The sequence below is a fragment of the Streptomyces sp. UH6 genome, from assembly GCF_013421635.1.
In the GTDB taxonomy this organism is placed as follows: domain Bacteria; phylum Actinomycetota; class Actinomycetes; order Streptomycetales; family Streptomycetaceae; genus Streptomyces; species Streptomyces abyssomicinicus.
Window position 1 is genome coordinate 1 of the sequence record NZ_JACADT010000080.1, and the last position, 11601, is coordinate 11601.

The 11601-nt window shown below is 72.0% G+C and carries 10 protein-coding genes; 3 read left to right on the forward strand and 7 right to left on the reverse strand.

Going from position 1 to position 11601, the window contains the following annotated elements:
* Window positions 1-303: 303 nt before the first annotated feature.
* Together HW445_RS07585 and ptsP are read left to right on the forward strand one after the other, a co-directional pair.
* The gene (locus HW445_RS07585) at window positions 304-762 is read left to right on the forward strand and encodes a PTS glucose transporter subunit IIA (protein ID WP_180220253.1); all 459 of its coding nucleotides are present in this window, start codon (window positions 304-306) and stop codon (window positions 760-762) included.
* Window positions 763-881: 119 nt separating this feature from the next.
* Window positions 882-2561: a phosphoenolpyruvate--protein phosphotransferase gene (gene ptsP, locus HW445_RS07590; RefSeq protein WP_180220254.1), complete on the forward strand. Its 1680-nt coding sequence runs from the start codon at window positions 882-884 to the stop codon at window positions 2559-2561.
* Between the two features lie 84 nt (window positions 2562-2645).
* Here ptsP and HW445_RS07595 read toward each other — a convergent pair whose 3' ends face one another.
* The 7 genes from HW445_RS07595 to HW445_RS07625 all read right to left on the reverse strand — a co-directional run bounded on the left by HW445_RS07595 (window position 2646) and on the right by HW445_RS07625 (window position 10881).
* Complete coding sequence (locus tag HW445_RS07595) at window positions 2646-3518, reverse strand: hypothetical protein (protein ID WP_180220261.1); 873 nt, start codon at window positions 3516-3518, stop codon at window positions 2646-2648.
* A gap of 195 nt (window positions 3519-3713) precedes the next feature.
* Window positions 3714-5681 (reverse strand): acetoacetate--CoA ligase, encoded by a 1968-nt coding sequence (locus tag HW445_RS07600; RefSeq protein WP_180220255.1) that lies wholly within the window; start codon window positions 5679-5681, stop codon window positions 3714-3716.
* A gap of 159 nt (window positions 5682-5840) precedes the next feature.
* Window positions 5841-6377, reverse strand: a complete 537-nt coding sequence (locus HW445_RS07605) for an NUDIX domain-containing protein (protein WP_180220256.1) — start codon at window positions 6375-6377, stop codon at window positions 5841-5843.
* A 149-nt stretch (window positions 6378-6526) separates the two neighbouring features.
* The gene (locus HW445_RS07610) at window positions 6527-7342 is read right to left on the reverse strand and encodes a M15 family metallopeptidase (protein WP_180220257.1); all 816 of its coding nucleotides are present in this window, start codon (window positions 7340-7342) and stop codon (window positions 6527-6529) included.
* A gap of 211 nt (window positions 7343-7553) precedes the next feature.
* Window positions 7554-7973, reverse strand: coding sequence for a DUF742 domain-containing protein (locus HW445_RS07615; protein WP_180220258.1), 420 nt, complete (start codon window positions 7971-7973; stop codon window positions 7554-7556).
* An 8-nt stretch (window positions 7974-7981) separates the two neighbouring features.
* Window positions 7982-8416, reverse strand: coding sequence for a roadblock/LC7 domain-containing protein (locus HW445_RS07620; protein WP_151774938.1), 435 nt, complete (start codon window positions 8414-8416; stop codon window positions 7982-7984).
* Window positions 8413-10881, reverse strand: a complete 2469-nt coding sequence (locus HW445_RS07625) for a nitrate- and nitrite sensing domain-containing protein (protein WP_180220259.1) — start codon at window positions 10879-10881, stop codon at window positions 8413-8415. Before HW445_RS07625 ends, HW445_RS07620 begins: the two co-directional genes overlap by 4 nt.
* A gap of 250 nt (window positions 10882-11131) precedes the next feature.
* On the opposite strand from HW445_RS07625, the gene HW445_RS07630 reads away from it, so the two are divergent.
* Window positions 11132-11601 (forward strand): hypothetical protein (locus HW445_RS07630; protein WP_180220260.1); only part of this gene is annotated, 470 nt, incomplete at its 3' end.

The window sequence follows — 11601 nt, forward strand, 5'->3', positions numbered from 1 at the left end:
CCTTTTTCCTTTTCCTTGACCACCGCTCCCGGAGCATGCCGGAGGCGAGATCTTGGAGAAAGATCTGAAGAAGTTGGGGTGCTGCCCGGGGGCGGTGGTGCGATCTCTCGCAGTCGCTCGTTCCCGAACAGGTGTAAGACTCTACACACCTCCCGGCCCGTGAGGCAAATCGCTCAGGGGGCCCCTCTTCAGGCATCAGGGGGCGCCAGGAACCGGATCCGGGGCATCCCGGGACATAGGCTTCCTTTACGCGCACCGCCCACCACCCGCTGTGACTGCTGTCGGCCATGGGAGGCCCCCTTGATGCTCACCGTGACGTCCCCCGTCCCGGGCCGGGTCATCCCTCTGGACACGGTGCCCGACCCTGTCTTCGCCGAGGCGATGGTGGGTCCGGGGACGGCTGTGGACCCGACCGGAGGAACGAGGAGGCAGGTGACAGCGGGGGCTCCGATCGATGGGACCCTGGTCTCCCTGCACCCTCACGCGTTCGTCGTGGTGTCGGGCGACGGCCGTGGCGTCCTGGTGCACCTGGGCATCGACACGGTGCAACTGAACGGCGAGGGGTTCGAGCCGCTGCTGCGGAAGGGCGACGCGGTCCGGCGCGGGGAGGGCGTCGTGCGCTGGGACCCGGAGGCCGTGGAATCGGCCGGCAGGTCACCGGTGTGTCCTGTGATCGCCCTGGAGGCTCTGGCCGGCTCGCTCACCGGGTTCGCGAACGGTGCCGGCGTCGAGGCCGGTGACCAGCTCTTCGTCTGGGAGTGACACCGGGCGCTGAGGGTGTTCCTGCTTCTGCCGAGTGCGGGGAGGGCCGTCACACTGGCATGCAGGGATCAGCCGGGCGCCACCGACGGGTGCCGCTCTCGCACGAGTGGACGGGTGAGATGGAGACGACGCTGCGGGGCGTAGGGGTCAGCCATGGTGTCGCGGTCGGGGAGGTGCGGCACATGGGGACCGCCGTGCTGGAGCCGCCGGCCAGGCAGATCCCCGGGGCCGACGCCGAACGGGAGCAGCGGCGGGCCCGTCAGGCCCTGAACGCGGTGGCCGCCGACCTGACCGCGCGGGGGATCCTCGCCGGTGGTGACGCGCAGGCGGTGCTGGAGGCCCAGGCGATGATGGCCCGGGACCCGGAACTGCTGGCCGACGTCTGGCGGCGGATCGCGGTGGGGAGCACCGCGGAGCGTGCCGTGTACGACGCCTGCGCGGCGTACCGGGATCTACTGCTGGGAGCGGGCGAGTACCTGGCCGGCCGGGTCGCGGACCTCGAGGACGTGCGCAACCGCATCGTCGCGCGGCTGCTCGGCGTTCCGATGCCCGGCGTCCCGGACAGCGACGAGCCGTACGTCCTGGTGGCCCGGGATCTCGCGCCCGCCGACACCGCGCTGCTCGACACCACGCTCGTGCTCGGGATCGTCACCGAGGAGGGCGGGCCGACCAGCCACAGCGCGATTCTGGCCCGCGCCCTCGGGGTGCCGGCGGTGGTCGGGGTGCCCGGGGCGGCGGAGCTTCCCGAGAGTGCCGTGATCGCGGTGGACGGGAGTACGGGGGAGGTCGTCGTCGATCCCTCGGAGGAACGGCAGGAGGGGCTGCGGGCTCTGGCGGAGCGGCTGAAGAGCGAGCTGGCCACCGCCAAGGAGCCGGGGCGCACCTCCGACGGGCATCTGGTTCCGCTGCTCGCCAACATCGGCGGGCCGGCCGATGTGGTGGCGGCCGTGGAAGCGGGAGCCGAGGGTGTGGGGCTCCTCAGGACCGAGTTCTTCTGGGTCGACGACAAGGGGGGCACGGGTGAGGTTCCTTCCGAGAGCAGCCAGGCCGAGGCGTACCGGGAGGTGCTGGCGGCCTTTCCCGGCCGGCGCGTGGTGGTGAGGGTCCTGGACGCCGGCGCGGACAAGCCCCTCGGATTCCTGACGGCCGGCGACGAGCCGAATCCGGCGCTCGGCATGCGCGGGGTGCGGACCCTGTTGCGGCACCCGGAGGTGCTACGCACCCAGTTGCTGGCGCTGACGAGGGCGGCGGAAGGACTTCCGGTCCACCTGGAGGTGATGGCGCCCATGGTGGCGGACCGGGCCGACGCGCGTGCGTTTGCCGAGGCGTGCCGGGCGGCGGGGCTTCGCGCGTCGGTGGGTGCGATGGTGGAGACCCCGTCGGCGGCGTTGCGGGCCAGGTCGTTGTTGCGTGAGGTCGAGTTCCTTTCCGTGGGGACGAACGATCTGGCGCAGTACGCCTTCGCGGCGGACCGGCAGGCGGCGGCGCTCTCCCGTCTGCAGGATCCGTGGCATCCCGCGCTGCTGGACCTGGTGGCGATGACGGCCGAGGCTGCCCGCGCGGAGGCGAAGAGCTGTGGTGTGTGCGGCGAGGCCGCGGCGGATCCGCTGCTCGCCTGTGTGCTGACGGGGCTCGGGGTGACCTCCTTGTCCATGGCGCCCGCGGCGCTGTCGCGGGTACGGGCCGCGCTGGCCACCTGCACCCTGGCGCAGTGCAGGCGGGCGGCCGCGGCGGCCCGGTCCGCTGACAGCCCCGAGGAGGCACGGCTGGCCGCCCGCGCGGTGCTGTCCGGGGAGTGAGCCCGGCCGGCGGGTGCGGGTCGGGTCGCGTGCCGACCGTCGCCGGGTGGTCACGGCCAGGCGGTCACGCGGCAGGCGGTCCGGTCAGTGCGGGTGGTCGGGTCGCGTTTCCGGTTCCACCATCAGCTCGGGCGGCGCGCAGTAGTCGACGTCGGACTCGGGAGCGATCGGTTCTCCGGTCGTGACGTCGGTGCAGTAGGCGTCGAAGACCTCCCCCGCGGTGAGCGGCTCCAGGCCTTCGGGCCTCAGACGCCAGCCGTACACGCGGTCGGGTCTGCCCGGGGCGACGGTACGCATCACCAGGCCGCCGGGGCTGCGGGTGGCGATGCCCAGGGCCAGTACGGCGGTCAGTTCCAGGGCTTCGCCCTCGTCGACGTCGACCGCGCCGTTCTCCCGGCGGTCGGCGTCCAGGACGCTGAACAGCGACTGCGGCAGGGTTCCCACGCTGCAGACCAGGTGAAGGGAGCCGGCGCCGGCCGTGCCGAGGACCGCGCCCAGCAGCCGGGTGGCACGGGAGAGGGCGAGACGTCCGCGGTCGTCGCCGCAGAGGGGGCAGGGGCCGAGCCCGGCCAGCGCTTCGGTCGCGTACTCCCAGGTCGCCTGCCGGACGGTCTCGGCGACCAGGTCCGGGAGCATCTCGGCGAGGGGGCGGCCGTCGTAGGGGACGGTCGGGCTCGTCGCGGCGAGCTGCGCGGTGTAGCGGGCGCGGCTGGTCACGGCGTCCGGTTCGAGTCCGGCGTCGACGCAGTACGTGACGTACTCGTCCGGGTCGAACAGGGCGACGCTGGTGTGGTTGCCCTGGGAGGCCCTCGACCTGAGGAGGGCCTCCATCTGGTCCAGGTAGGTCTGGTGGTCGTCGAAGGCGAAGGTGCGGTAGCGCCGCATGGCCGCGAAGTCGCGTTCGTCGGTCAGCAGACCGACGGTGCCGGCGATCTCCCTGCGCAGTACGCGGCGCAGGCTCTGCGGGCCGGTGGGGCCGGTGCGGCCGGTGCGGTTGTCACGGGCTGTCCGGGCGGTGCCGGTGGTACGGGCGGTGGTACGGGCCACGATTCCCCCAGGTGTGCGAGCGGTCGAACATTGCTCACTCACCGTAACCGACGCCACTGACAGTGAGGGCGACGGCGTTGCGGCGGCGTCCCGTACCGGGTCGGCTCAGGACCGCTTGCGGGCGAGTTCCTCGTAGAAGGCGAGCAGGCCGATGTCGTCGATGGACCCCGGATTGACCGCCTTCTCCATCGGTACGCCCTGCAGCAGACGCTTCACGGGGACCTCGATGCGCTTGCCGGTGAGGGTGTGCGGGACCCCCGGCACCTCGATGATCTCGTCGGGCACGTGGCGGGGCGACAGTTCTTCCCTGATGGTGCGCCGCACCTTGTCGACCAGCGCGTCGTCCAGCGCGGCTCCCGGTGTCAGCTGGACGAACAGCGGCATCCAGTAGCCGCCGTCGGGTTCCTCGACGCCGATGACCAGGGACTCCTTGATCTCCGGGAGCCGCTCGACGGCCTCGTAGATGTCGGCGGAGCCCATCCGGACGCCCTGCCGGTTGAGGGTGGAGTCGGAGCGGCCGTGGATGACCACCGAGCCACGCGAGGTGATGGTGATCCAGTCGCCGTGGCGCCACACGCCGGGGTAGGTCGAGAAGTAGCTGTCGTGGTAGCGGCTGCCGTCGGCGTCGTTCCAGAAGCGCACGGGCATCGACGGCATGGGCTTGGTGACGACGAGCTCGCCGACCTCGTCGACCAGCGGGTCGCCGCCCGGGTCCCAGGACTGGAGGTCGGTGCCCAGGCCCGCCGCCTGGAGTTCGCCGATGTGGACCGGGAGGGTCGGGACGGCGCCCGCGAAACAGGAGCAGACGTCGGTGCCGCCGCTGACGGAGGCGATCCACAGGTCCTCGCGGACCTCGTCGTGCAGCCAGCGGAAGCCGTCGGGCGGGAGCGGGGAGCCGGTGGTGGCGACGCAGCCGATGCGGGAGAGGTCGTGGTCGCGCCCCGGGTGGACGCCCGCCTTGCGGCACGCCATGACGTAGGCGGCCGAGGTGCCGAAGAACGTGGCGCCGGTGCGCTCGGCGATCCGCCACTGGGCGCCGGTGTCCGGGAAGCCGGGGCTGCCGTCGTAGAGCACCACGGTGGTGCCGGTGAGCAGGCCGGAGACCAGGAAGTTCCACATCATCCAGCCGGTGGAGGTGTACCAGAAGAACCGGTCCCCCGGGCCGAGGTCGCAGTGCAGGCCGAGCTGCTTGAGGTGCTCGACCAGGATGCCGCCCTGGGACTGGACGATGGCCTTGGGCAGACCGGTCGTCCCGGACGAGTAGAGCACCCACAGCGGATGGTCGAAGGGCACCTGCTCGAAGACGGGTGCGGTGTCCGAGGAGGTCAGTGCCGACCACTCGAGGGCGCCCTCGGGGGCGTCGGTGCCGAGCAGCGGGATGTGCACGACGGCGCGCACCGTGGGAAGTTCCCGGCGCAGTTCGGCGACGGTCTCCCGGCGGTCGTGCTCCTTGCCTCCGTAGCGGTAGCCGTCGACGGCGAAGAGGACGACGGGCTCGACCTGCTGGAAGCGGTCCAGCACGCTGCGGGCGCCGAAGTCGGGGGCGCAGGAGGTCCACACGCCGCCCACCGCGGCGGTGGCCAGGAGGGCGACGACGGCCTGCGGGACGTTGGGCAGGTAGCCGCTGACGCGGTCGCCCGGGCGGACGCCCAGGTCACGGAGTTCGGCGGCCAGGGAGCCGACCTGCCGGCTGAGTTCTGCCCAGGTGACGGGGCGCGGTTCCTGGCTCTCGTCGACGTGGAGCAGGGCCGGTTCGCCGGGCCGTTCGGCGGCGGCGCGCAGGGCGTGCTCCGCGTAGTTGAGGGTGGCACCGGGGAACCACTCGGCACCGGGCATCGACCGGTCGCCCAGGACACGCTCGTAGGGGGTGGAGAAGCGGACGTCGAACCACTCGGTGACGGCCTTCCAGAAGGTCTCCAGCTCGTCCACGGACCACCGGTGCAGTGCCGGATAGCCGCCGTCGGCGGGGGCTCCGTGCCGTTCGGCGGCCCATGCCTGGAACCGGGTGATCCGTGCTTCGGCGGCCCGCTCGGGCGTGGGCTGCCAGAGCGGGGCGGGGTTCTGGACGGGCATAGGGGTCGCTCCCGGGATCCGGCGCCTGGTGGGCGCATGACGCGGCTGATACGGACGATGTCATGTGATCGTCTTTCGTACCAGGGTGGGCACCACATAGTCACCAGCCAATGTGTGGGGCGTGGCACTACGAGTCGGTACCGGGTCATCGGCGCCGGGTCAGGAGTAGCGGCCCTGGAACCAGTTGCGTACGGCCTCGGTGTGCAGCGGGAAGGCCAGGTCGACGGGCTCGCGCAGAAGGGCCCGGGCGCTCGTCTCGGTGGTGGGGACGAACGGCGGGAGGGTGTCTGCCGGACGTTCGGGGAGCAGGCCGAACACCAGCAGGTGGCCGTTGGGCGAGCTGAGCACGTCGGCCGGCCGGAGGTCGTCCGGGTCGGCTTCGATGCCGGTCTCCTCCCGGAGTTCCCGGACCACGGCCTGTCGCCAGTCCTCGGCGTGGTCGACGAACCCGCCGGGCAGGGCGGTCCCGCCGAGGGCCGGTTCGATGGCACGGACGATCACGACGAGACCGGTCCCCTGTTCGTCGCGGACCGGCTGGAGGGCCACGGCGACCGGGAGCGGGTTGCGGTAGGCGACCGTCGCGCAGGCGGGGCAGGTGCGGGGCCAGCCGGTGACCCCCTCGCCGTAGGCGGCTCCGCAGGCGGAGCAGTGGGAGCCGGGCGGGTGGACGGCGGTGGGGTGCGGGGAGGCGGACACGGCCGGAATGTATCCGACCGGGCGCGAGGGCGTCTCCGGTTCGGCCGAGGGAAGTGCCGTCGGCCTGCGGTACGGCCGGCGGGAGGGAACGGCCGGCCGGCCGTACCGCAGGCCGTGGTCCGGCGGGCGCCCGGCCTGCCTTCCGTGGCTCAGCGGGCGGGCGTGAGGGACGCCTTGGAGACCGGGAAATCGAAGTAGGTGTCCGGGTAGAGCTCCGGCTTGAAGGTGTAGTGCCACCACTCGTCGGCGTAGTTGACGAAGCCGAGGTCTTCCAGGGTGTCCTTGAGCAGCAGCCGGTTGGCGCGCTGCTCGCCCTGGACGCGCGGGTCGAGGGTGTGGGACAGGGTGTCGAAGCAGTCGTAACCGGTGCCCATGTCCAAGGAGTTGTCCGGGAAGCGCTGGCTCTGCGGCGCGAAGCAGGGCTGCAGGGGTCGGCTGGGCACCCACGGCTTGTCGGGGGTCGCCGGCAGCCTGACGACGGTCAGGTCCACCGTGGAGCCGCGGCTGTGGCCGGACTTCTCGGCGATGTAGCCGTCGGGGAACAGGCGGGCCTTGTCGAGGTTCGGGTAGAACTCGGCTTTCATCCTCGTGTCGTCCACGTCCTTGGCCCAGCGGACGAAGTGGTCGACGGCACGCTGGGGGCGGTAGCAGTCGTACACCTTCAGGCCGTACCCCTGGGCGCGCAGTCGGGTCTGGGCCCGGCTGAGCGCCTCCGCCGCCGGGCGGGTGAGTATGCAGACCGGCTGCTGATAGCCGTCGACGCGCTCCCCGACGAAGTTGTGCCGGGTGAAGTAGCGGATCTCCTCGATGATCGTCGGGTCCACGGTGCTCAGCGCCACGAAGCCGTCCGGCGCGTGCGGTTCGGGGGCCGCCTGCGCGGTGGCGGCGCCCGCGCCGCCCACGGTGAGCAGGGCGGCGGAGGAGGCGGCGGCGAGGGTACGGGCGGTGACGGTGAGTCTCTTCATGGTCCCTCCGTCTATCAGGATCGTGATCCGCGGGGGAAGGGCTCACCAGGACGGGACGACCGGGGCCGGAGAGAAAAGTTGCCGAGTCTTGAGGCATACATCGGCCGGGAGCGGGAACAAGTGCGCCACGCCCGGCACTCGTGCCGGGTGCGGCACGGCCCGTACCCCAGTCGGCGGGGGTACGGGCCGTGTTCGTTCCTCGTGGCTCCGTCTACAGGGCGCGCAGACCCGCGATGACGTCGCGCAGCACCGTCTCGTCGACGGCCTCGACCAGACGGACGGGCGGCTGGACGCGGATCAGTTTGGCGTCGAGCAGGTCGGAGAGCAGCACCCGCACGACCCCGACCGGCAGGTCGAGGTCGGAGGCCAGGTCGGCCACCGAGCAGGCCTGCTCGCGGCAGAGACCGAGCACCGTCAGGTGTTCGGGGACCAGAGAGGCGAGGACCTCCGGATCGGTCGTCCGGCCCTCGTCGTCCGCCGAGCGAGTCATGATCATGGCGGTCAGCGACAACCACTCGCCGGCCGACCCGGCCGTGCGGCCCCTGGTCATGGCGTACGGGCGGACGACCGGGCCGGCTTCGTCGTCGAACCACTGGCGGGAGTCCTCGTCGGCGTGACCGTCTGCGTTCATGCCAGGCCCTACCCGCCGGCGGCCACGTCGTCGCGGGGCGCCGTGCTCAGGTGTGAACCGACCTTCCGCACCAGGAGGGTCATCTCGTAGGCGACCTGGCCGATGTCGGCGTCCGCGTCGGCCAGGACGGCCAGGCAACTGCCGTCGCCGGCGGCGGTGACGAAGAGGAAGGCGTCCTCCAGTTCCACCACGGTCTGCCGGACGGCACCCGCCTGGAAGTGGCGTCCGACGCCCTTGGCGAGGCTGTGGAAGCCGGAGGCCACCGCGGCCAGGTGCTCCCCGTCCTCACGCGTGAGTTCCCTGGACACACCGGTGGCCAGTCCGTCTCCGGAGAGCACCACGGCCTTGCGGATGTTGGTGACCCGTTCCACCAGGTCGTCCAGCAGCCAGTTCAGTCCCCCCGAGGCCTTTCCCGCCTCGTCGAACGGGTGCGCGGCTGTCATCGATCATCTCTCTTCGTCGTTGCTGGTACGGTTCCGGTCCGCGCTCCCCCGGTCGCTTCCCGGCACGCGGTTCCCGGGCCGGCGTCCCGGCCGGTCGCGGTCACCACGGCGTCGTTCTCCTCACGGCCACGCTGCCAGCCGTGCTGGAGCGAGGCCATCCTGTCGCGGAGTTCCTCCGCGTCGCGGGCGGCGGGATCCGCAGCCTCGGACCGGGCCTGGCGCCGTGCGGCGGGGTCCTGGTCCGGAGAGTCCTTGAGCTGGGGCGCCAGGCTGGCCTGACGGACCCGGCGGGGCAGGCCACCGGCCGTCAGGGGCTGTTCGACCACCGGGCGGACCGGCCCCCCGGCGGCCTCCTCGCTGTCCGGGACGGCGGCGTGCTCGGTCGCCGGTTCGGAGTCGGGCTCGTCGCGTGGGACACGGAGTCCGCCGCGGGAGGACGGCTCCCCGCCCAGGGGCTCCTCCAGCGTCTCCTGCAGCGGGATGACCTCGACCAGTTCCAGTTCGCCGGTCCGCTCGGCCTCGGAGATCCTCTTCCGGGTCGCCACGCGGGCCCGGTCCAGGCGCAGGCCCGAGCCGTTGCTCTCCGGCTCCTCCTCGGTGAGCAGGCGTTCCGGGAGCAGCACGACGGCGGTGGTGCCGCCGTAAGGCGACGGCTGGAGGGAGACCTTGACGTTCTGCCGGCGGGCGAGCCTGCTGACCACGAAGAGGCCGAGACGGTCGGTGTCGGAGAGCTCGAAGTCCGGGGTCTCGGCGAGGCGTTCGTTGGCGTCCTGCCGGGCCTCGGCCGACATGCCGAGGCCTCGGTCGTGGATCTGGAGGAGGAATCCGGTGCTCAGCCGCTCGCCGATCACCTGCACCGCGGTGTGCGGCGGGGAGAACACCGTCGCGTTCTCGAGGAGTTCCGCCAGCAGGTGGGTGAGGTCGGCGACGGCCGGGCCCTTGACGGAGAGCCGGGGCAGGCGGCGGACCTCGACGCGCTCGTAGTCCTCGACCTCCGCCGCCGCGGCGCGCACCACGTCCATCAGGCGGACCGGCTTGCGCCACTGCCGGGCGGGGGCCGCGCCGGAGAGGATCACCAGGCCTTCGGCGTGGCGGCGCATGCGGGTGGTGAGGTGGTCGAGGCGGAACAGGTCGGCGAGCTCGTCGGTGTCCTCGGCGCGCCGTTCCATGGTGTCGAGCAGGGTCAGCTGCCGGTGCAGCAGGACCTGGCTGCGGCGGGCCAGGTTGACGAAGACCTCGGAGACGCCGGAACGGAGTTCGGCCTGCCTGACCGCGGCCTCGACGGCGGCGCGCTGGAGGGAGTCCAGCGCGCGGCCGACCTCGCCCATCTCGTTGCCGGGGAACTCCCGGGGCGGTATCTCGGCCTGGACGTCGATCTTCTCGCCGCCGGACAGGCGGCGCATGACGCTGGGCAGCCGGACCCCGGACGCCTCGTGGGCCTCCCGGCTGAGGCCGCGCAGGTCGCGGACCAGGCCGCGGCCGACGCGCACCGACACCACGATGCTGGCCAGGACGGCGAGCAGGCCGAGGATGCCGCCGGCGACGACCTTGAGGATGATGTTGCGGGCGACCGGGCCGACGCGTTCCTGGTAGCGGTCGGCGGTTTCGTCGTTGAGCCGCTGGAGGTTGGCGAGTGCGGTGCCGGCGATCGTGTCCCAGGAGCGGGCCGTCATCCGGTCGCCGTCCATGGCCCGCAGCTCCGCCTTGCCGAGGGCGGTCGCGGCGTCGCTCTCCTCCCAGTAGCTCTCGTGCCGGGCGCGGTCCGACTGCGGCAGCATCGGCAGGCTGACTTCGACGAGCATCGAGCGCTGCGCGACCAGGTCGCTGATCTGGTCGATCTCCTTGCCGGTGGCCTCGCCCACCACCAGGCCCGATCCGAGCAGGGCGTCCTCGCGGGCCAGCAGTTCGCGGACCCGGAACAGGTTCACCACGGCCCTGGCCTGCTGGTCGAGTTCGACGGTGTCGGCGGCCGGAAGCGCGGTGAGGAGCGTGAAGCACTCGTCGATCAGGGCGTTGTAGGCGGCGTAGGCCTCGGTGCGGTCGGAGGCTCCCCGGTCGACGGCGCTGCGCGCGGTCTCCACGCGCCAGAAGGTCTCCAGGACTCCGTCCAGTTGCAGGTCGGAACTGGAACCGAGGGCCTCGCGGACCTCCTCCTTGGCCGCGTTGGCGCGGACGACTTCCATGGCGTCGTCGGTGACGGCCCAGCTCTGCATCAGCAGGTCGATGTCCGAGGAGTCCGGGCTGGCCAGGTGGACGAGGGTCTGGCGGCGTTCCGCCTGGAGCGCGACGACCACTTCCTCGACCGGATAGCCGATCTCCTCGACGGCGGTGGCCACCGTGAACATGCGGTTGGCCTCGGTGGCGGTCAGCACACTGGTGAAGGCCCAAATGCCCGTCAGGGACATCAGCGGCACGATCAGCAGCGCCACGATCTTCCTGCGGATGGATGTCCCGCGAAAGCGCATGGCCTCCCCCATTTGTTCAGCCCCGCCCGTGCCGGGGTACACCTGTGCGTCAATCAAACGGCGTGAGCCTACTACTGAGGGGGACCCCTCGAAGAAGGGATCGTACGGTCGAAAATCCCTGGCCACTGCCGGGCATGGGTAGCAGTCAGGTGATTGCGGGAGATTTGTCTCCCGTTTCGGGAATCCTGTGCGCACGTCGATCGTCCACACGATGTGGGGGTATCAGCGTGCGGACGAAGGGGGTGTCGCGTTGTCGGACACTGCGGAGAAGTACGGGAAGTCCGAGAGGCCTGAGAGGTCCGGGAAGTCCGAGGGGATCGAGGGACTCGGGGGGCTCGAAGGGGTCGAGCCGGAGGCGCGGGAGCGTCCGTTGTGGGTGGAGGTGCCCGCCCGGCGGCCCCGGTTGCCGGATCCCGTCCGGACGGCGGCGGTACGCGCCGTGCTCCTCATGGCGGTCACCGTCCTGCTGGCGTCGGTCGCGTTCCTGCTCACCATGGCCAAGGCGCTGCTGGCCTTTCCGGCGGTGATCGCCGCGGTCGCCGGCATCGTCGCGGCGACCTGGGCGGTGCTCGACGTGTGGGTGACCCGCCAGGTGTGGAACCAGCGGCACGGGGTCGTGTCGGAGCCGAGCAGCACGGCGCGCCGGCTGCGGCGCGAGCGGCGTGCGGCGCGACGTCAGGAGCGGGCCGCGCAGCGGGAGTTCGGGCGAATACGCCGACG

Coding starts and splice junctions, on each gene's coding strand:
- HW445_RS07600 (WP_180220255.1), bottom strand. CDS start 5,681: ATGCCCGTCCAGAACCCCGCCCCGCTCTGGCAGCCCACGCCCGAGCGG.
- HW445_RS07610 (WP_180220257.1), bottom strand. CDS start 7,342: ATGAAGAGACTCACCGTCACCGCCCGTACCCTCGCCGCCGCCTCCTCC.
- ptsP (WP_180220254.1), top strand. CDS start 882: ATGGAGACGACGCTGCGGGGCGTAGGGGTCAGCCATGGTGTCGCGGTC.
- HW445_RS07620 (WP_151774938.1), bottom strand. CDS start 8,416: ATGACAGCCGCGCACCCGTTCGACGAGGCGGGAAAGGCCTCGGGGGGA.
- HW445_RS07625 (WP_180220259.1), bottom strand. CDS start 10,881: ATGCGCTTTCGCGGGACATCCATCCGCAGGAAGATCGTGGCGCTGCTG.
- HW445_RS07615 (WP_180220258.1), bottom strand. CDS start 7,973: ATGAACGCAGACGGTCACGCCGACGAGGACTCCCGCCAGTGGTTCGAC.
- HW445_RS07585 (WP_180220253.1), top strand. CDS start 304: ATGCTCACCGTGACGTCCCCCGTCCCGGGCCGGGTCATCCCTCTGGAC.